Source organism: Faecalibacterium sp. IP-3-29 (genome assembly GCF_023347335.1).
GTDB lineage: Bacteria > Bacillota > Clostridia > Oscillospirales > Ruminococcaceae > Faecalibacterium > Faecalibacterium duncaniae.
Genome location: NZ_CP094471.1, coordinates 1,575,982 through 1,595,519, shown reverse-complemented (window position 1 = coordinate 1,595,519; position 19,538 = coordinate 1,575,982). Strand labels below are relative to the sequence as shown.

The window sequence follows — 19,538 nt, the reverse complement described above, 5'->3', positions numbered from 1 at the left end:
AGCAGCTGCATTCCGTAAAAACACGGAGTGCAGCTGCTTTTTTGTTGCGATCTTACAGGCCTCTCCTACGAGGAGAACTGGAACGAAACGCCTGAGAAGGTCAGACGTGCATCATGCCGCGCTGTGCATGGATGCGGAATTTGAGTGCGGCGGCGATAAAGCCCTTGAACAGGGGATGAGCGCGGTTGGGGCGGCTCTTGAACTCGGGGTGGAACTGTGCGCCCAGATGGAAGTCACGGCCGGGCAGCTCCACGGTCTCCACCAGACGGCCGTCAGGGCTGGTGCCGGAAATGACCAGCCCGGCATCCTCCATCTCCTGACGGAACTCGTTGTTGAACTCGTAGCGGTGACGGTGACGCTCCCAGATCTCAGCCTCGCCGTAGCACTCGGCCATCTTGGTGCCGGGCTTGACGGTGCAGGGGTACTTGCCCAGACGCATGGTGCCGCCCTTGGGGATGTTGCCCTGCTGGTCGGCCATCAGGGCAATGACATTGTGGGTACCATCGGGGGTGAACTCGCTGGAATTGGCATCGGCATAGCCCAGCACGCCGCGTGCGAACTCCATCACCATGATCTGCATTCCCAGGCAGATGCCAAAGTAGGGGATCTGGTTCTCACGGGCATACTGTGCGGCCTGGATCATGCCCTCGATGCCGCGGTCACCAAAGCCGCCGGGCACAATGATGCCGTCTACGTCAGCAAACACTTCTTTGCAGGCATCCTGATCGATCAGGTCCTCGCTCTCCACCCACTTGATGTCTACCTGACTGTCGTTCTCAAAACCGGCGTGGTACAGGCTCTCCATCACGGAAAGATAAGCGTCGTGCAGCTTGACGTACTTGCCCACCAGTGCAATGGTGCAGGTCTTGCTGCGGGTGGCAATGCGGGAGACCACACCCTTCCACTCGGTCAGGTCGGCGGGGGGCACGTCCAGTTTGAGCTTTTCCACCACCACATCATCCAGGCCGTTGGTGTGGAGCATCAGCGGGCACTGGTACAGGCTGGGCATGGTCAGGTTCTCAATGACGCACTCAGGCTTGACATTGCAGAAGGTGCTGATCTTGCGGCGGATATCGCCGCCCACGCTGCCGTCAGCACGCAGGATGATGATATCGGGGTTCACGCCCATGCCCTGCAGCTCCTTGACGGAATGCTGGGCCGGCTTGGACTTGTACTCATCGGAGCCGGAAATATAGGGCACCAGCACAACATGGATGTAGCAGCAGTTGTCGCGGCCCTGCTCCAGGCCCACCTGACGGATGGCCTCCAGGAAGGGCTGGCTCTCAATATCGCCGGTGGTGCCGCCGATCTCGGTAATGACCACATCGGCATCGGTAGAGGATGCCATGTTGTAGATGTAATTCTTGATCTCGTTGGTGATGTGGGGGATGATCTGGACGGTCTGACCCAGATAAGCGCCCTGGCGCTCCTTGTTCAGCACGTTCCAGTACACCTTGCCGGTGGTCAGGTTGGAGTACTTGTTCAGATTTTCGTCGATGAAGCGCTCATAGTGGCCCAGATCAAGGTCGGTCTCAGTGCCGTCATCGGTCACGAACACCTCACCGTGCTGCAGGGGGCTCATGGTACCCGGGTCCACGTTCACATAAGGGTCCAGCTTCTGGCTGGCGACCTTCAGTCCGCGGCATTTGAGCAGGCGGCCCAGAGAAGCCGCCGTGATGCCCTTGCCCAGACCGGAGACAACGCCGCCGGTCACAAAGATGAATTTTGCCATTTGTTCAGTCCTCCTCTAATTTATCTTTCAGAGATCATTCTTTCCCAGTGCGGATGCGCCTGCATCCGGAACAAAACATACAACACCAAATTATAATCCTAATCCTCGTAAGAATCAAGGATTTCCTGTGCAATTTCTGCACGGCTGCGCCGGGTGTCCATGGCGCGCTTTTCAATGTAGCGGTGGGCGGCAACCTCGCTCATCTGCTCCCGCTCCACCAGACAGCATTTTGCATGGCTGACCAGCCGTACCTGTGCGATCTTTTCCTGCATCCGCGCGTTTTCCTGCCGGAGCAGCTGCAGGCGGTGGTTGCTGGCCGCGGCCAGATGGATGGCCTGCAGGAACAGCGTGTTGGAGAACGGCTTGCTCAGCAGCAGCACCCCCTGCTCACTCATGGGGGTCAGCAGCTGCTCGGCGGCGGCTGCCTTGGCCAGCAGCACCACGCCTGCGTCTGTTTTTTCTACGGCAGAGGAACACAGCTCGTGGCCAAACTCGTCCGGCAAAGGCGCGTTGACCACGATCAGCTCAAAATCGGATTCCAGCATCCTGCGCCGGGCCTCGGCACCACTGGGGATGATCGTAGGCCGGGTGTATCCCAGCTCTGCCAGCCGCGCGGAGATGTACTCGTTGGAGCTTGCTCCGGCGCTCACGATCAGAGCACGTCCCATTTGAATCGCTCCTTTCTCTTACATCCAGGCAAGGGGCCGAATCATTGCCCTTTCGTACTTTCCCTCAAAAGCGGTTCAGATGGCGTTGAAGTAGTGCACCCGCTCGTACTCTGCCGGGTCGGCGGCAGCTTTCAGGGCGGCACAGCGCTTCAGCTCTTCCTCATAGTACCGATGCGAAAGCGCTTCCGGCAGCACGCGGTGCAGAAATTCGCTCTCCTGCGCGGCCTGCACGGCCTCCTCCAGCGTGGAAGGCAGTCTTTCCAGTCCAAGACCTGCGGCCTCGGTGGGATCGAACAGGTTCTTGTTGATGGGGGCCTGCAGCACCATCCGGTGCTCGATGCCGTCCAGACCGGCGGCCAGGACCAGACCCACGGCCAGATAGGGGTTGCAGGCAGGGTCAGGGCTGCGCAACTCCATGCGGCAGTTGTTGCCCTTGACCTGCGGGATGCGCACCAGCTGGCTGCGGTTCTGGCGGCTCCAGCTTACATAGCGGGGGGCCTCGTCACAGCCAAAGCGCTGGTAGCTGTTGGGCAGGGGATTGGTGAACACGGTCAGCTCCCGGCTGTGGGCCAGAACACCCGCCATAAAGCTGCCTGCAATGCTGTCCGGGGCAATGTCGCCCTCAAACAGATTGCGGCCGTCCATGCAGAGCGAAAGGTTGATGTGCAGGCCGCTGCCTGCCTGATCCGGCAGGGGCTTGGGCAGGAAGCTGGCGTGGATGCCGTTGCGCATGGCAACAGCCCGCACGATCTGCTTGAACATCATCACATGGTCGGCTGTTTTCAGGGGGCCGGCGTAGTGGCAGTCGATCTCGTTCTGACCGTGGCCGCTCTCGTGATGGCTGTGCTGGGGGCTCATGCCCATCTGCTCCATGGTCAGGCAGATGTCCCGGCGCAGGTTCTCACCTGCATCCAGCGGGGCTACATCAAAGTAGCCGCCAAAATCGATGGGGATGCGGGTGGGGCGGCCCCGGTCGTCATTCTCAAACAGGTAGAACTCGCACTCAGCCCCCACGTTGCAGGTCAGTCCCAGTTTGCGAAAGCTGCGGCTCATTTGGCGCAGGAAGCCGCGGCAGTTGCCGCCAAAGGCAGCGCCGTCCGGCTTTTCCACGTCACAGAAGAACTGCATCACCCGGCCCTCGGTGGGCCGCCAGGGCAGGATGGTCACGGTGGAAAGATCGGGCCGGAGCACAAGATCGCTCTCCTCCACCTTCATAAAACCGGCAATGGAGCTGCCGTCAAAGCAGACACCATCCTCCATGGCCTTGGGCAGGTCGCTGGCAAGCACGGCGATGTTTTTCTGGGTGCCAAAGATATCGCAGAAGGCAAAGCGGACGAATTTGACGTTGTTGTCCTCCACAAAATCAAGGATGTCCTGTTGGGTATTATAGCTCATAGTGGTTCCCTCCGAGCCGCAGGGTGCGGCGAATGGCACATCAGTGCAAAACTGGAAAAATCAGCTTGCGTTCTTAAAAAACGCCTAAAGGCCTGCTTCGTATACGCAAAGCAGGTCTTTAGGCTGGTGTAAGAAATAGGAAAAGGGGAATGGCTTAAAAATCCAACAACCCAGCGATGCTTATCAAGCTATGTCAGAAAGATCAGACATAGTAAAGCATCTTGCTGTAGCTGGGCAGAGGCCAATAGTCCTCACCGCAGATGGTCTCGGCATCGTCAGCAGCGGCGCGCAGAGCATCCATCTTGGGCAGAACGTCATCGTGGAAGGAGACAGCCTTGGCACTCTCATCGGTCATGGCCTCAGCGGTATCCACGGCAGCCTGCAGGGCATCGATGGCATCGCTCATGGCATCGGCATCGGTGGACAGGCGGGTGAGAGTCTTGGTCTCGCTGCGCACGCTGATGGCCTCGCTGACGGCCAGCTTGGATGCGGCGGTGTTGGCAACCTCGCTCATGTAGGCGTTGATGGCGGGCAGCAGCTGCTTGCGGGCCATCTCCAGCATGGTCAGAGCCTCGATGTTGATGATCTTGGAGTAGTGCTCCATCTCGACCTCGTAACGGCTTTCCATCTCGATCTTGGTCAGAACACCGAAATCCTCCATCAGCTGGATGTTCTTCGGGTCGATCAGTGCGGGCAGAGCGGCGGGCGTGTTCTTCTTGTTGGGCAGGCCGCGGCGTGCTGCTTCCTCTTCCCACTCGGCGGTGTAGCCGTTGCCGTTGAAGATGACACGGCGGTGGTCACGGATGGTGCGCTTGATCAGAGCAATGGCAGCGCTGGTAAAGTCCTCAGCGCCCTCCAGCTCGTCAGCGTAGCCCTTCAGCTCCTTGGCAACAGCAGTGTTCAGGATGGTGTTGGCATCGCTTAGGTTCTCAGCAGAACCGGGCATACGGAACTCGAACTTGTTGCCGGTGAAGGCGAAGGGAGAGGTGCGGTTGCGGTCGGTGGTGTCCTTACTGAACTTGGGCAGGACATCCACGCCCAGATCCATCTTCATCTTGACGGGGCCGGCATAAGGAGAATCAGATGCAATGGCATCGATGACAGCTTCCAGCTCTTCGCCCACAAAGATCGAGATGATGGCCGGAGGAGCCTCGTTGGCACCCAGACGGTGATCATTGCCCGGGGTGGCAACGGAGGTGCGCAGCAGATCGGCGTACTCGTCCACTGCCTTGATGACAGCGGCCAGGAATACCAGGAACTGCAGGTTCTCCATGGGCGTGTCGCCCGGGTCCAGCAGGTTCTCGTGGGTGGTGGACATGGACCAGTTGTTGTGCTTGCCGCTGCCGTTCACACCCTCAAAGGGCTTCTCGTGCTGCAGGCAGACCAAACCGTACTTGGGAGCGATCTTCTTCATCATCTCCATGGTCAGCAGGTTGTGGTCAATGGCAACATTGGTGGTGTCGAAGATGGGGGCCAGCTCATGCTGGCAGGGAGCCACTTCGTTGTGCTTGGTCTTGGCGGGAACGCCCAGCTTCCACAGCTCCTCGTCCAGCTCCTTCATAAATGCGGAGACCTCGGGACGGATGACACCGAAGTAATGCTCCTCCAGCTCCTGACCCTTGGCAGAGGGAGCACCGAACAGGGTGCGGCCGGTGAGGATCAGATCCTGGCGTGCCTCGTAATCCTCCTTCTTGACAAGGAAGTACTCCTGCTCGGGGCCGACGGTGGTGGAGACGTAATCAACATCCTTGCCAAACAGCTTCAGGATGCGGATGGCCTGACCGGACAGTGCGTTCATGGAGCGCAGCAGGGGAGTCTTTTTGTCCAGTGCCTCGCCGGTGTAACTGACGAAAGCAGTGGGGATGCACAGCACGTCATCCTTCACGAAAGCGTAGCTGGTGGGGTCCCATGCGGTGTAGCCGCGGGCCTCGCAGGTGGCACGCAGGCCGCCGGAGGGGAAGGAGGAAGCATCGGGCTCGCCGCGCACCAGCTCCTTGCCGGAGAACTCCATGATGGCGGTGCCGTCGCCCACGGGGCTCACAAAGCCGTCGTGCTTCTCACTGGTGATGCCGGTCAGCGGCTGGAACCAGTGGGTGTAGTGGGTGGCACCCAGCTCCATGGCCCAGCGCTTCATCACGCTGGCCACAACGTTTGCCACCTCGATATCCAGGGGTGCGCCCTTGTGCAGGGTGCGCTCCAGGCTCTTGTAAGTAGCGCTCGGCAGGCGCTCCTTCATTACATGCTCGTTAAAGACCTTGCTGCCGTAGATTTCCATAACATTTGCTGCCATAAATCCTACTCCTTACTTGATCTTATGTCTGTCCCTTCCGAAACTGTCTCCCGCCGCCGAACTGCGGCCCGAAAACAGCGAAAAGCTTTTTAACAAAAACGGCGCTGCGAGTCAGGAGGTGACCCACAGCGCCGTTGCTGTCTATGGTTTGATTATATCCCGGAACGGCTCAAAAGGCAATTGACAAAACTGACGATTCTGCACAAACACGTTCTCGTTTTTTTGGGAGATATCGTATTTGGTATTACTTTTAGATCACCTGGAACAGGAAGAACTTCAGGTAATTGGTCTCGGGCACGCCCCACAGGATGGGGTGATCCGGGGCCTGCTGGCGCACCTCGATCTGCCGCAGCTGCCGGTGAGCATCCTTTGCGGCGGCGTGCAGCATCTTGATGAACAGCTCCTCGGTGGCAAAGTGAGAGCAGCTGGCCGTGGCCAGATAGCCGCCCCGGGGCAGCAGCTTCATGGCGCGGTAGTTGATCTCCTTATAGCCGCGCATGGCGTTCTCCACCGTGCGGCGGGCCTTGGTAAAGGCCGGCGGGTCAAGGATGATAAAGTCGTAGGGGTGGCCCTCCTTTTCCAGCCGGGGCAGCAGCTCAAAGGTGTCCTCGCAGAGAAAATCCATGTTGGTCAGGTTGTTGCGCTGGGCGTTCCGCTGGGCCATGGCAATGGCCTCGGCGCTGATGTCAGCGGCGGTGACCCGGGCAGCCCCGCCCTTGGCGGCGTTCAGCGCAAAGCTGCCGGTGTGGGTAAAGCAGTCCAGCACAGTGTGCCCGGCAGCAATGCGGGCCACAGCCCGGCGGTTGTATTTCTGGTCGAGGAAAAAGCCGGTCTTCTGGCCATTCTCAAAATCAACGTGGTAGAACACGCCGTTCTCGCAGATCTCGGTCTGGGTGCTGTCGGGGTGCGTCTCGCCGGGCAGGCCAAACCAGCCCTTGCTCTGTGCCAGGCCCTCCTTGGCCCGCAGAGCCTCGTCGTTGCGCTCGTAGATGCCCTCAATGGTCTGGCCGTCAGCGCGCAGGACTTCTGCCAGAAGGGGGAAGAGGATGGGCTTGAGCTTTTCCATGCCCACGCTCAGGGTCTGGGTGACAAGGATATTGTTGAACCGGTCCACAGTCAGGCCCGGGAACTGGTCAGCCTCGCCAAAGATGACACGGCAGGCGGTCAGGTCGGCGGGCTCCAGCACGGTCTTGCGGTAGGCCCAGGCGTATTCGACCCGGCGCTTCCAGAAAGCGGCATCAAAGGTGTCGTTGGCGTTGCGGGAGATGAGCCGCACCCGGATCTTGCTTTTCAGCGAGAGAAAACCGGTGCCAAGATAGGCACCCTTTGTGCTGACCACATCGACCAGCGTGCCGTTTTCAGGCTCTGATTCCGGGGAACCCAGGATGTCGTTTTCGTACACCCAGGGGTGGCCGCCCACCAGCAGGCCCTCGGCGTGTTTGTTGACGGTGTAAACGGGGTAATTGCGAGAAGATTTCATAGTTGCTCCTGTTATAACTGGCTCGCCCTCTCAGTCTCGCTCCGCTCGCCAGCTCTCCCAAAGGGAGAGCCTTTGGCGATTTTCGATTTAGTCTCATCAAGCTTGAATACAGAGCGGCTCTTGGCTCCCCCTTTGGGGGAGCTGGCAATGCCGTCAGGCATTGACTGAGAGGGTGAGGATGCTAAAATTTCATACTGATATTTATTCTAGCATAAAAACGTGCTAGAATAAATACAAAAACACAGAAACGAGGAAAACGTCATGGAGATCGAACGCAAATGGATGGTGAACGGCTGGCCGGAGGGCGAAAACTTCCCGGCTCTGCCGCTCAAGGAAGAGTTTGCCATGCGGCAGGGATATATCAGCGTGCGGCCCACCGTGCGCATCCGGGAGGAGGCGCTCAAGGGCGGCGAGACGGCCTATATCCTCTGCTTCAAGTCCGGAAGCGGGCTTGCACGGGAGGAGATCGAGCGCCCCATCGACAAGAAACTGTTTGATGAACTGGAAACAAAGATCATCGGCAAGCCCCTGATCGGGAAGATCCGCAGAAGCTACGCATTGCCCGATGGCCTTGTGCTGGAGGTGAACCACGTGGATGAGGGCCAGCCCACTGCGTTCTGGTACGCTGAGGTGGAATACCCCACCGTGGATGCTGCCCGCAGCTGGAAGCCGGAAGCCTTTGGTCTTGCAGACTATCTGAACGATGATGTCACAGACCAGCCCGGCCAGAGCATGGGAGCCTACTGGGAACAGACCCGGAAATAAAAATGACCCTCTCCGTCGCGCAGATACGGTCGCCTAGCCCTTGGGGAAAGACGGCAGTGCAAAGCAATGACAGAGAGGGTCATTATTTTTTACTTCTTGTGGTACATCCGGTCTGCTTCCTCATAGGTGGGCTCGCAGGTCAGATACATGCCCAGCTTCTTCACGGTATCCATATCCACGCTGGACAGGATGACGGTGGAGTGCATATCGCAGCCCTTCAGGTGGGAGAGCTGCTTGAGGGCGGCTGCAGCAGTGGGATTCTGCGCGGCCGAGCTGGACAGGGCAATCAGGATCTCGTCGGTGTGCAGACGGGGGTTCTTGCTGCCCAGATAGTTGGTCTTGAGGGTCTGGATGGGCTCGATGGCGGCAGCAGAAACGAGGTCAAGCTCCTGGTCGATGCCGGCCAGCTTTTTCAGCGCGTTGAGCAGAGCGGAGGAAGCGGCACCCAGCAGGGGGCCGGTCTTGCCGGTGACAACGGTACCGTCCGGCAGCTCAATGGCGGCAGCGGGGGCACCGCCGGTCTTTTCGGAGACTGCATGGGCGGCCTGCTCCACCGGGCGGCTGCCCTGGGTCAGCCCGGCCTGATTCATCAGCAGCTCCAGCTTGTAGACCTCGCTCTGGATCTGTGCGCCGTTCTTGAGGTCGCACAGGACCTTGAAGTAGCGGCGGACGATCTCGTTGCGGGAAGCCTCGCAGCAGGCCGCATCATCCACAATGCAGTTGCCGGCCATGTTCACGCCCATGTCGGTGGGGGAGTGGTAGGGGCTCTTGCCTGCGATCAGCTCAAACATGGCGTTGACCACGGGGAAGATCTCAATGTCGCGGTTGTAGTTGACCGCGGTCTTGCCATAGGCCTCCAGATGGAACGGGTCGATCATGTTCACATCGTTCAGGTCGGCGGTAGCGGCCTCGTATGCCAGGTTGACCGGGTGCTTCAGGGGAATGTTCCAGATGGGGAAGGTCTCAAACTTGGCATAACCGGCCTTCACGCCCCGCTTGTATTCGTGGTACAGCTGGGACAGGCAGGTGGCCATCTTGCCGCTGCCGGGGCCGGGAGCCGTGATAACCACCAGCGGGCGCTGGGTCTCAATGTACTCGTTGCGGCCATAGCCCTCGTCACTCACGATGCGGGCAACGTCGTTGGGGTAGCCGGGGATCTTATAGTGCCGGAAGGTGCGGATGCCCAGGCTGTTCAGCCGCTTCTCAAAGGCTTCCACCTCGGGGGCAGCGGTGTACATGGTCACGCATACGCTGCCCACAAACAGGCCGCGCTCCTGGAATGCGTCGATGAGACGCAGAACGTCCAGATCATAAGTGATGCCATAGTCACCGCGCACCTTGCTGCTGACGATGTCCTCAGCGTTGATGACGATAACGACCTCGGCCTGATCCTTCAGCTGCAGCAGCATCTGCAGCTTGGAATCGGGCTGGAAGCCGGGCAGCACGCGGGAGGCGTGGTAGTCATCGAACAGCTTGCCGCCGAATTCCAGATACAGCTTGTTGTCGAACTGCGCGATCCGCTCCCGGATGTGCTCCGACTGCATCTGCAGGTATTTGTCGTTGTCAAATCCTTTTTTCATTCGTTGCTCCTCTTCCTGATTTCGGTTCCCATATCCTGCCCGGGCAGCGGGTTCCACAGCGGAAGTGTGCCCGGGGAATTACACAATACAAAAATTAGTATATCATATCAGAGGAGCGGGTGCAATAAAAAATCAACAAAAGTCCCGCTCCTTCCAGCAGAGCGCTTCTGCCGGAAAGAGCGGGGCAGGGAGGAACGGTGCGGATTACAGGGTCAGCTGGATGCCGCTGAGGGTCACGGTATCCGGATCGGGCTCCTCATCCTTTGCTTTGGCGCGGGTCTGTTTGGGCAGAGCGTCCTCGTGGACTACTTTGCCGCATTCCAGCTCAGGGATGGCAAAGAAGGCCGCTTCCAGAGCATCAGGCAGCTCTACTTCACCGGTAACATGCAGGAATTCGATCTGAGCCAGCAGGTCTGCGCTCTCTGCGGGGATGACAGCATCACCCAGCACATAGAGACGGGTGCCATACCGGCGCAGGGAAGAGGCGGTCAGCTCCAGGTCGTCCTCCACCACGGCGGTGCCGTCCGGCACGATGATCAGCTCGGTGGAATCCGGGAAGAGCGGGGCCAGAACGGGCGCAAGGCTTGCGCACAGGATAGCCTTTGGAGCGGAAAAGCTGCAGCCCTTTGCGGCCAGTGCGGCAGTGTCGAGCCTGGGGTCAACCGCCAGGAAGCGATGTTCATTCCAGTACAGGCGGCTTTGTGCCCGCAGCAGGAAGGTGTTGTCTAGCTTGATGGAGCTTCCCGGCAGGAGCACTGCATCATCGGGGTAGACCGCCAGCTTTCCGTTCAGGATGCAGCGGGCGGATACCACTGCCGAGAGGCACTGCGGGCAGTAGATCATACCGTTGACCAGAATGCAGGCGTACTTCTGTAAAACCTCCGCAGCATCCGGTGTGATCATCAGCTTGCCGTTGACCACCAGTACCTGCCCGGCGGCAGTCTGGCTGGCAGAGCTCAGCGTGACCTTGCCATTGACCACACCCACCGAGACCTCCTCCGGGACATTTTTGCAGAGCATCGAATCCAGAGAAATGTTGTGCTGGCTCAGGAGCGTCTGCACCCGGGGCGAGGTCAGCGCGATCATGCAGTCCAGCTTGATCTGCTCATAGCGGTCAAGAAAATCCTCCTGCACATTGCGCAGGTCCAGGATCATAGCGTCCACGTTCAGGTTCTTTTTCATCATTTAATCCTCCGTAAGTTCAGTTTTGAGGCGATGGCGTATCTGGGCAAGGCGGCTGCGGACCGTGCCGGGCGGGAGACTGAGCAGCTGACCGATTTCGCTGGCATTGTAGCCCGCTGTATAGCGCAGGGTGAACAGCCGCCGTTCTTCCGGGGTGAGCAGAGCCAGCAGACTGGCGGCTTCCACTGTGTCCAGCGCGGAATCCGGTTCAGCACTGTCCTCTTCCGGGAAAAAGGTGCTGAGCAGCTGCTCCTCCTTTGCCGTCCGGCGGAGCTGGTCGCAGTAGAGATTCCGTGCAGTGGTAAACAGCCAGGCCTTGCACTGCCGCTCTGTAAAGCTGTTGATAAGGCTCCGGTTCTGCAGTGCCCGCAGAAAGACTTCCTGGGTCAGATCCTCCGCCCGGGCCTCGTCCCGGCAGAGATTGAAACAGAAGTGTTCCAGCCTGTCCCAGAAGGTCTCGTACAGCAGCTCCCACATGGGGCTTCCTCCTTTCATTGCGTCGTTCTGCCTGTAAGACGAAGGAGACCGGGGAAGTGTTGGATAGATTCGGAGAAAAATAAACCCTCAGTCTCGCTGGCGCTCGCCAGCTCTCCTACCAGGGGAGCCTTTGGCATGGCGGTAAACAGCGTGAAACTGAGGGAAACTCCCTGACTTAATGTTTTATTTAATGTTTTGCTTCCAGTGCTTCAAGATCTTCTTTGATCTCTTCCACATCTTCTTTCAGGAACATCAGGCAGAAGCTGACGGCCAGCAGCAGGCAGGAGAACCAAATGGCCTTTGCGCCGCAGAGGTCCAGCGTCAGGCTGCCCAGGCCCGCGCCCAGCGCAAACAGGAGGATGATGCCCCAGTAATAAAGGGATTTTTTCAGGGCGGCAGGATTGCGGTTGAGCACCCAGCTGCAGAGGGAGTCCATGCCGCTGCGCATGTTGCCGATGCACATGGTGCTGGCAAAGGCATAACCGTTCACCTTGCGGAAGGTCTGCACCTGCATCGCACAGGCAAACGAGACCAGCGCATTGGCCATAAGATTCCACTCCTGCGGGAAAAAGCCCACCACGAACAGCATCACGATCTCACACAGCACCACCAGCTGCCGCCAGTGGAGCCGCTGCAGATTCTGCAGCTTCTGGTGCATCAGCTCTGCCGCGAACACGCCCAGCGCAAAGAAGCACAGGGGCACAAGATAATGCAGCACACGCCCCCACTCCCCGGCAAAGGCATGGACAGCCATCAGCACGATGTTGCCGGTCTGGGCGTTGGCAAACACCTTGCCCCGGAACAGATAGGTGTATACGTCCTGCAGGCCGCCGGACAGTGAAAGGAACATTGCCGTGCAGAAGGCTTCCGACATCTGGCCGCGGCGCTTTTTCTTGGAATTCATGCAAATTCCCCCTCTGATTTTTTACCCCTATACTATAACGCGGGTTGACGGATTTGTCAAAAACCAAAGACGCTTTTTGGCGGTTTTGACCATGTAAAACGAATATGCCTGCCATGTATTTTGCAATTGCATCCGGGTTGTGCTACAATAAGACCATTCATACAGAAAAAGGAGAATCTCCCCATGCCCAATATCATCGAGATCACGGATTTTCACGCGCCGGAGCTGGACCCCTACGCCCGCCTGACGCAGAACCAGCTGCGCAGTCGGCTGGAACCCGAAAAAGGCATCTTCATTGCCGAGAGCCCCAAGGTGATCTCCCGGGCACTGGATGCAGGCTTTGTACCGGTCTCCCTGCTGATGGAGCGCAGGCAGATCACCGGCCCAGCGGCGGAGATCCTGACCCGCTGCGGGGATGCACCCATTTATACTGCTGACCGGGAGCTGCTGGCTGCACTGACAGGCTACGAGCTGACCCGGGGCGTGCTCTGCGCCTTTCAACGTCCGAAGCCCCGCACCGTGGAGGAGCTCTGCCGGAACGCCCGGCGGGTGGCCGTGCTGGAGGGCATTGTGGATTCCACCAACGTGGGTGCCATCTTCCGCAGCGCGGCAGCGCTGAACATGGACGCTGTTCTTATCAACCCCTCCTGCTGTGACCCGCTCTGCCGCCGGGCCGTGCGCGTGAGTATGGGCACGGTATTTCAGGTGCCCTGGGCGCAGATCGGCGAAACGTCCGCTGATTGGCCCGAAAAGGGGCTTGCTCAGCTGAATGCCCTGGGCTTCAAGACGGCTGCCATGGCCTTGAGCGACCGTTCGGTCAGCATCGATGACGGAGCTCTTGCCCGGGAACCGAAGCTTGCCATTGTGCTGGGCACGGAGGGAGACGGCCTTTCCCATACCACCATCGCTTCCTGCGATTACACAGTCAAGATCCCCATGTCCCACGGGGTCGATTCCCTGAACGTTGCCGCCGCCAGCGCCGTGGCGTTCTGGCAGCTGGGCAAACAGTAATTCATAAGCCACACAGAAAAAACTCCCGTCCGGAGCCGGGCGGGAGTTTTGCTATGCCTTAGAAGGATTCAAAGGAGAAATTACTTTTTCATGTAGATGTGGTGGGGCAGACCTGCAATGTACAGCGGAGTCAGCTCAGCCTGGATCAGCGGGCGGGCATACTCGAGGAATTCCTCGGTCATCTGGGTGTGATTCTCGTTCATCCAGCTCAGGGGAACCTTCTTCTCGAGGTTTGCAACTTCACTGATGGGGTGCAGCTCGGTGATGTACTGATAGGGGCTGTTGGAGATGCGCTTCAGGGCGACCATCTGACCGGTGACACCCTCAAAGGCAGCCTTGGCAGCAGCGCCGCCCACCTGGTAAGCCTCGGTGATATCGGTGCGGCTGGTCAGGTGACCAGCGCAGCGCTGCAGGGTAGACAGCTCGATACAGCGGGTCTTGGTATCCAGATTGCGGGCGACCACATTTGCCAGATAGCGTGCGGTACCAGTCAGTGCCTTGTGGCCGAAAGCGTCCACTGCGTGCACATCATCGGCCAGCTCACAGACATAACGACCGTCCTCGAGCTTGACACCCTCGGAAACAGCGATCACGATGCTGGGCTTCTTCTCCTGCATGGCGCGGACCTTCTCAATGAAGTGCTCCACGTTGAAGGGGACCTCGGGCAGGCAGATCATATCCACGCCCTCGCAGTCATCGCTCTTGGCCAGAGAGGCAGCAGCGGTCAGCCAGCCGGCGTTGCGGCCCATGATCTCGACCACGGTGACATAATTGGTGCCGTAAACGGTGGCATCGCGGATGATCTCCTTCATCACCACACCGATGTACTTTGCCGCAGAGCCGTAGCCGGGGGTGTGGTCGGTCACCATCAGGTCGTTATCGATGGTCTTGGGAACGCCCATGAAGCGGATGTCGCTCTGGATGCGGTTGCCGTACTCGGCCAGCTTGCCGATGGTATCCATGGAGTCGTTGCCGCCAATGTAGAAGAAGTAGCCAATGTTCAGCTTTTCCAGGATGGTGAACAGCTTCTTGTAAACGGTCTCGTCATCGTGCCAATCGGGCAGCTTATAGCGGCAGCTGCCCAGGAAGCTGGACGGGGTGCGCTTGAGCAGCTCGATATCCAGGTCGTCGGTCAGCACGGTGGAAAGATCCACCACGCGCTCCTCCAGCAGACCGGCAACGCCGTTGCACATGCCGTAAACAATCTCAGCGCCGCGGCTCTTGCAGCTCTCGAATACGCCTGCCAGACTTGCATTGATGACGGAGGTAGGGCCGCCAGACTGACCAACGATTGCATTTTTACCCATGATGATTTCTCCTTTTCTTCTGTTTCGGCTTTTATATTATCGTGCAGGAGCACGAAAACAGACCACGAGGGGGGAGGAAACGCGCAAAGGAAGCTTACAGGCAGATATGGCGCGGGGTGCCGTTGACGTAGACCGGCGTTACTTCGTCCAGGATGAGCGGGCGGGCATACTCCTCAAACGCCGCCGTCACCTGCATTCCGTCCGGGGTGATCCAGTCCAGCGGCACCTTTTTCTCCAGGTTTGCCACCTGCTGGACATCCACGGACTCGGTGATGCACTGGTAGGGGTAATCGGAAATGCGCTTGAGCGAGATCATCCGCCCGGTCTCGCCCGCAAAGGCAGCGGAAGCGGCAGCGCCGCCCACGGCGTAGGCCTCGTTCACATCGGTGCGGCTGGCCAGATGGCTGGCGCAGCGCTGCAGAGTCGAGAACTCAATGGCACGGCTCTTGCAGTTCAGATTATCGTGGATGAGGTCAGAAAGATACCGGCTGGTGCCGCTGAGAATGGCCTTGTGGCCAAAGGCATCCAGCTGCCCGGCGGTGGAGACCAGATCGCACAGATAGGTGCCGTCGGCAGTCTTAACGCCCTCGCTGGCTGCAATGATGACATTGGGCTTGACCCGCTGCAGCTCGTCCACCCGGGTCAGGAACCTGTCCGGGTCAAAGGGAACTTCGGGCAGCAGAATGAGGTCGGGGCCTTCGCAGTCATCGCCGCCGGCCAGACAAGCTGCACCGGCCAGCCAGCCCGCGTGGCGGCCCATGATCTCGGCCACCGTCACGCTGCGGATGTTGTAAACGGAGGAGTCACGGATGACCTCCTTCAGGATGGTGGCAATGTACTTGGCGGCAGAGCCGTAGCCGGGGGTGTGGTCTGTCAGGCAGAGGTCGTTGTCGATGGTCTTGGGCACACCGATGAACCGGACGCTGCTGCCCACCTGGGCACCGTAACGGGAGAGCTTTGCAATGGTGTCCATCGAGTCATTGCCGCCGATGTAGAACAGCGCACAGATATCGTACTTGTCAAACAGGGTGAACAGCTTGATGAACGGGGTAGAGTCCACATCCGGGTCTGGCAGCTTGTAGCGGCAGCTGCCCAGATAGCTGGACGGGGTGCGCTTGAGCAGCTCGATACTCATGCGGTCATCCAGCAGAACGTTCAGTTCCAGCATCTCTTCCTTTAAAAGGCCCTCGATGCCGTACTTCATTCCGTAGACCTTATCGGCTCCCAGACTACAGGCAGCTTTGTATACGCCTGCCAGGCTGGAATTGATAACGGCGGTAGGGCCGCCGCTCTGGCCGATGATGACATTTTTTGACATACGTCCTCCTTATCCAAAAGAACAACAGTTCACGTCCTGCAAAGCGCGGCAAGTCCTTCTGTGTCCTCCCAGAGCCCTGCACTGCCCGGGGAAGGAGATTGCGGATGCGCGCCGCAAGTCGTACAAAAAGAATGCAGGATGTGCATCTGATTCAATGAAAACTGTGCAATTCCTGCAACAATACTATTGTAAACTATTTCTCTGTTGTATGCAAGACCTGATTGGTTGCACGGGCAAAAAAATTATGATACAATATTTGGCGTATCCTACAAAAACACAGGGTCGGTCGGAGTGCAGAATGCAAACTTTGCAATTTTTCGGGGATACTGACCGTAATGATAGAGAAAAGAAAACAGGGAAAGGCGGGAAAAAGAATGGGAATCTCACACGAATATCATTCCACCCATGGCCGGAGACGGCGCAGCAAGGCAGGCACCGGCCTGCGGCTGGCGGGGGTCATTGCAGCGATCCTGCTGCTGTCGCTGGCCGTCACGGCCATTCTGGAAAATGGCGAAAAGCAGAGCGAGGCTGTCCAGCAAAGCCCGGCGGCGGGCACAGCGGCCAATATCCTGGCTCCGCTGCCCATGCAGGGAGATACGGGAGCCTCTGCGGCAGACAGCGCCGGCGGTACGGCAGGGGAAGGCAGTGGAGCCGACGATGCGGCGGCTGTCACGCTGGAACAGTTCGGCCCCGCCCGGCAGGCAGCGGGGGCCTATCAGGTCAAGGCGTATGACAGCAGCGTGATCCGTCAGCCCGGCTGTGGGCAGGTGGATCTGAGTTACTTTTCGGATGCGGCCCTGCTGGGCGACAGCCTGACCGTGGGCTTTTCCGATTACAGCATCAACCTGGGCGGGGCACTCATCTGCGGCTATACCGGTGTGGGCCCCGATGCCATCGTGAACCGCAGCGCGGTCAAGAGCAGCGTGCGCGGCTCAGAGGTGGCAATGGATGTGCTGACAGCGGCCCAGCCGAAAAAGCTCTATATCCTGCTGGGCACCAACACGCTGACCACGCTGGGCGCAGCAGACCGCTTTCTGGCCTACTATGGCCAGATGTTGGATCAGCTCAGGCAGGCTCTGCCCGGCTGTGTCATCTATGTCCAGTCCATCCCGCCGGTGCGGCCCCGGGCTGCTGCGGAAAAGCCCGGTCTTGCGTCCGATGTCCTGCGCTCTGTGAACGAGCAGCTGGCAAAGCTGGCTGCAGACAAGGGCTGTGTCTACCTTGACCTGTGGGAGACCTTTGCCGATGAGAATGGGAATTTGAAAGAGATGCTGGCGGCTCCGGATGGAGTCCACTTCTCGGCCGGAAACGGCTATGGTGCCTGGGTCACCTACCTGCGCAACCACGCAAAGTATTCGGCTTCCAACTCCTGGACTATGGGCAGCGCATACAGCGCTGAATAAAGAGCGAAACGCAAAAACGGCATCGCAGACCGATTGGTTTGCGATGCCGTTTTTTATGTTGATCGGGAAGGGAAGCAGCTTACTTCAGCTTGCTCTTTGCCTTCATGCGCTGGTCGTGGTTCAGGATCTGCTTGCGGATGCGCAGATTCTCAGGGGTGACCTCCAGCAGCTCATCCTGTGCCAGGAACTCCAGGCAGCCTTCCAGGCTCAGCTTGCTGACGGGGATCAGGCGCAGAGCGTCATCGGAACCGGAAGCGCGGGTATTGGTCAGGTGCTTGGTCTTGCAGACGTTGACATCCACATCCTCGCCGGAAGCGGTGTAGCCGATGACCATGCCCTCGTAGACCTTTTCGCCAGCGCCCACCAGCAGGGTGCCGCGCTGCTGCGCGTTGTACAGGCCGTAGGTAACGGCTTCGCCGGTCTCAAAGCTGACCAGAGAACCGGTGGAACGGTTGGCGATCATACCGGCCCAGACATCGTAGCCATCAAAGATCTGGTTGAGGATGCCTTCGCCGTGGGTATCGGTCAGGAACTGGTTGCGGTAGCCGAACAGGCCGCGGCTGGGCATCCGGAACTCCAGGCGGACACGGTCGGTGCCCAGAGACTCCATCTGCTGCAGAACGGCCTTGCGCTGGCCCAGGCCGGTCATCACAGCACCCTGATACTGGGTGGGAACGTCGATGACAACGTGCTCCATGGGCTCGTAGGTCTTGCCGTCGATGACCTTGGTCAGAACGTGCGGGGGAGAGACCTGCAGCTCGTAACCTTCACGGCGCATGGTCTCGATCAGGATGGACAGGTGCATCTCACCACGGCCCATGACGCGGAAGGAATCGGTGGTGGGAGAATCCTCCACCTTCAGAGCAACGTCTTTCAGCAGCTCTTTCTGCAGGCGGTCACGAATCTGGCGGCTGGTGACGTACTTGCCCTCACGGCCGGCCAGGGGGCTGTCGTTGACGGAGAAGGTCATCTCCACGGTGGGGTCGTTGATCTTCACGAAGGGCAGCGGCTCAACCTGAGAGGGAGCACACAGCGTGTTGCCGATGGTGACATCGGGCAGGCCGGAGAATGCAACGATATCGCCTGCGGTGATGTTGTCGCAGGGCTGACGGCCATTGGCCTGGAAATCGTACAGCTTGGTCAGACGGCCGCGCATCTTCAGGTCGGGGTTGTGCCAATCGCACACGACCACTTCCTCGCCGACTTTGGCAACGCCGTTCTGGATGCGGCCAATGCCGATGCGGCCAACGAACTCGTTGTAGTCAACAGAGGAGACCAGCATCTGGAAGGGAGCCTCGGGATCGCCCTGAGGAGGCTGGATGGTGTCCAGCAGGGTGTCGAACAGGGGGATCAGGTCGGTGCCGGGCACATCGGGGTCCAGGCTTGCGGTGCCCTGACGGCCGCAGCAGAACAGGATGGGGCATTCCAGCTGCTCATCGGAAGCGCCCAGATCCATCAGCAGGTAAAGCACCTCATCGATGACTTCCTTGATGCGGGCATCGGGGCGGTCGATCTTGTTGATGGCAACCACCAGGCTCAGGTTCTGCTGCAGAGCCTTCTGCAGAACAAAACGGGTCTGGGGCATGCAGCCCTCAGCAGCGTCCACCAGCAGCAGCACGCCGTTGACCATCTTCAGCACGCGCTCGACCTCGCCGCCAAAGTCGGCGTGGCCCGGGGTATCAACGATGTTGATCTTGACACCCTTGTAGGTGCAGGAGCAGTTCTTGGCCAGAATGGTGATACCGCGCTCACGCTCGATATCGCCGCTGTCCATGACACGCTCTGCCACGACCTGATTGTCGCGGAAAGCGCCGCTCTGACGCAGCATGGCATCCACCAGCGTGGTCTTGCCGTGGTCAACGTGAGCGATAATGGCGACGTTGCGCAAATCGTTACGAACCATAAATAACTACCTCTCTATTTTGAATCTCTGTAGAAGTTACGTCATACGAATAAAGTTTATCTCAGTTGGGGGTGGTTTGTCAAGATTGTATAAAAACTTTTTCAAAATTTCGGCGCTTTGCCC

Annotated in this window: 15 protein-coding genes; 3 read left to right on the top strand and 12 right to left on the bottom strand. The window is 58.9% G+C overall.

Going from position 1 to position 19,538, the window contains the following annotated elements; all coding sequences use genetic code 11:
• Positions 1-100: 100 nt before the first annotated feature.
• The 5 genes from MTP40_RS07620 to MTP40_RS07600 form a co-directional block, all read right to left on the bottom strand.
• Positions 101-1,732: a CTP synthase gene (locus MTP40_RS07620; RefSeq protein ID WP_156064447.1), complete on the bottom strand. Its 1,632-nt coding sequence runs from the start codon at positions 1,730-1,732 to the stop codon at positions 101-103.
• 98 nt (positions 1,733-1,830) lie between these two features.
• Positions 1,831-2,400 (bottom strand): ANTAR domain-containing response regulator, encoded by a 570-nt coding sequence (locus tag MTP40_RS07615; protein WP_249259114.1) that lies wholly within the window; start codon positions 2,398-2,400, stop codon positions 1,831-1,833.
• A gap of 75 nt (positions 2,401-2,475) precedes the next feature.
• Positions 2,476-3,795: a glutamine synthetase family protein gene (locus MTP40_RS07610; RefSeq protein ID WP_249259113.1), complete on the bottom strand. Its 1,320-nt coding sequence runs from the start codon at positions 3,793-3,795 to the stop codon at positions 2,476-2,478.
• Positions 3,796-3,997: 202 nt separating this feature from the next.
• Positions 3,998-6,085, bottom strand: coding sequence for a glutamine synthetase III family protein (locus MTP40_RS07605; RefSeq protein WP_097771886.1), 2,088 nt, complete (start codon positions 6,083-6,085; stop codon positions 3,998-4,000).
• A gap of 250 nt (positions 6,086-6,335) precedes the next feature.
• Positions 6,336-7,565 carry a class I SAM-dependent rRNA methyltransferase gene (locus MTP40_RS07600; protein ID WP_249259112.1) on the bottom strand — a complete coding sequence of 410 codons (1,230 nt, stop codon included), beginning with the start codon at positions 7,563-7,565 and terminating at the stop codon, positions 6,336-6,338.
• A 261-nt stretch (positions 7,566-7,826) separates the two neighbouring features.
• On the opposite strand from MTP40_RS07600, the gene MTP40_RS07595 reads away from it, so the two are divergent.
• Positions 7,827-8,330 (top strand): CYTH domain-containing protein, encoded by a 504-nt coding sequence (locus MTP40_RS07595; protein ID WP_098922209.1) that lies wholly within the window; start codon positions 7,827-7,829, stop codon positions 8,328-8,330.
• An 89-nt stretch (positions 8,331-8,419) separates the two neighbouring features.
• Here the strand turns inward: MTP40_RS07595 and MTP40_RS07590 are convergent, their stop codons facing one another.
• The 4 genes from MTP40_RS07590 to MTP40_RS07575 form a co-directional block, all read right to left on the bottom strand.
• On the bottom strand, positions 8,420-9,910 hold the full coding sequence (locus MTP40_RS07590) for a DUF1846 domain-containing protein (protein WP_249259111.1): 1,491 nt from the start codon (positions 9,908-9,910) through the stop codon (positions 8,420-8,422).
• Between the two features lie 204 nt (positions 9,911-10,114).
• Positions 10,115-11,095 carry a hypothetical protein gene (locus MTP40_RS07585; protein WP_097771888.1) on the bottom strand — a complete coding sequence of 327 codons (981 nt, stop codon included), beginning with the start codon at positions 11,093-11,095 and terminating at the stop codon, positions 10,115-10,117.
• On the bottom strand, positions 11,096-11,569 hold the full coding sequence (locus MTP40_RS07580) for an RNA polymerase sigma factor (protein ID WP_249259110.1): 474 nt from the start codon (positions 11,567-11,569) through the stop codon (positions 11,096-11,098). It lies immediately after the preceding gene.
• 187 nt (positions 11,570-11,756) lie between these two features.
• Positions 11,757-12,473 carry a YoaK family protein gene (locus tag MTP40_RS07575; RefSeq protein ID WP_117476118.1) on the bottom strand — a complete coding sequence of 239 codons (717 nt, stop codon included), beginning with the start codon at positions 12,471-12,473 and terminating at the stop codon, positions 11,757-11,759.
• Between the two features lie 183 nt (positions 12,474-12,656).
• Between MTP40_RS07575 and MTP40_RS07570 the strand changes: the two genes are divergently transcribed.
• Positions 12,657-13,484: a TrmH family RNA methyltransferase gene (locus MTP40_RS07570; RefSeq protein WP_249259109.1), complete on the top strand. Its 828-nt coding sequence runs from the start codon at positions 12,657-12,659 to the stop codon at positions 13,482-13,484.
• Positions 13,485-13,564: 80 nt separating this feature from the next.
• On the opposite strand, the gene MTP40_RS07565 is transcribed toward MTP40_RS07570, so the two are convergent.
• Entirely contained in the window at positions 13,565-14,791 is a 1,227-nt protein-coding gene (locus MTP40_RS07565; RefSeq protein WP_156064457.1) for a 6-phosphofructokinase, read from the bottom strand.
• A 94-nt stretch (positions 14,792-14,885) separates the two neighbouring features.
• Positions 14,886-16,109, bottom strand: a complete 1,224-nt coding sequence (locus MTP40_RS07560; RefSeq protein ID WP_005934476.1) for a 6-phosphofructokinase — start codon at positions 16,107-16,109, stop codon at positions 14,886-14,888.
• A gap of 374 nt (positions 16,110-16,483) precedes the next feature.
• On the opposite strand from MTP40_RS07560, the gene MTP40_RS07555 reads away from it, so the two are divergent.
• A complete protein-coding gene (locus tag MTP40_RS07555) occupies positions 16,484-17,512 on the top strand; it encodes a GDSL-type esterase/lipase family protein (protein ID WP_249259108.1) in 1,029 nt (342 codons plus the stop codon).
• A 79-nt stretch (positions 17,513-17,591) separates the two neighbouring features.
• Here the strand turns inward: MTP40_RS07555 and typA are convergent, their stop codons facing one another.
• Entirely contained in the window at positions 17,592-19,415 is a 1,824-nt protein-coding gene (gene typA / locus MTP40_RS07550) for a translational GTPase TypA (RefSeq protein ID WP_097771217.1), read from the bottom strand.
• Positions 19,416-19,538: the final 123 nt, after the last annotated feature.

Excerpts from the sequence above, each read along its gene's own strand:
- MTP40_RS07555 (WP_249259108.1), top strand. The coding sequence starts at position 16,484 with ATGGGAATCTCACACGAATATCATTCCACCCATGGCCGGAGACGGCGC.
- MTP40_RS07605 (WP_097771886.1), bottom strand. The coding sequence starts at position 6,085 with ATGGCAGCAAATGTTATGGAAATCTACGGCAGCAAGGTCTTTAACGAG.
- MTP40_RS07590 (WP_249259111.1), bottom strand. The coding sequence starts at position 9,910 with ATGAAAAAAGGATTTGACAACGACAAATACCTGCAGATGCAGTCGGAG.
- MTP40_RS07620 (WP_156064447.1), bottom strand. The coding sequence starts at position 1,732 with ATGGCAAAATTCATCTTTGTGACCGGCGGCGTTGTCTCCGGTCTGGGC.
- typA (WP_097771217.1), bottom strand. The coding sequence starts at position 19,415 with ATGGTTCGTAACGATTTGCGCAACGTCGCCATTATCGCTCACGTTGAC.
- MTP40_RS07600 (WP_249259112.1), bottom strand. The coding sequence starts at position 7,565 with ATGAAATCTTCTCGCAATTACCCCGTTTACACCGTCAACAAACACGCC.
- MTP40_RS07580 (WP_249259110.1), bottom strand. The coding sequence starts at position 11,569 with ATGTGGGAGCTGCTGTACGAGACCTTCTGGGACAGGCTGGAACACTTC.
- MTP40_RS07610 (WP_249259113.1), bottom strand. The coding sequence starts at position 3,795 with ATGAGCTATAATACCCAACAGGACATCCTTGATTTTGTGGAGGACAAC.
- MTP40_RS07565 (WP_156064457.1), bottom strand. The coding sequence starts at position 14,791 with ATGGGTAAAAATGCAATCGTTGGTCAGTCTGGCGGCCCTACCTCCGTC.
- MTP40_RS07570 (WP_249259109.1), top strand. The coding sequence starts at position 12,657 with ATGCCCAATATCATCGAGATCACGGATTTTCACGCGCCGGAGCTGGAC.
- MTP40_RS07585 (WP_097771888.1), bottom strand. The coding sequence starts at position 11,095 with ATGATGAAAAAGAACCTGAACGTGGACGCTATGATCCTGGACCTGCGC.
- MTP40_RS07560 (WP_005934476.1), bottom strand. The coding sequence starts at position 16,109 with ATGTCAAAAAATGTCATCATCGGCCAGAGCGGCGGCCCTACCGCCGTT.
- MTP40_RS07575 (WP_117476118.1), bottom strand. The coding sequence starts at position 12,473 with ATGAATTCCAAGAAAAAGCGCCGCGGCCAGATGTCGGAAGCCTTCTGC.
- MTP40_RS07615 (WP_249259114.1), bottom strand. The coding sequence starts at position 2,400 with ATGGGACGTGCTCTGATCGTGAGCGCCGGAGCAAGCTCCAACGAGTAC.
- MTP40_RS07595 (WP_098922209.1), top strand. The coding sequence starts at position 7,827 with ATGGAGATCGAACGCAAATGGATGGTGAACGGCTGGCCGGAGGGCGAA.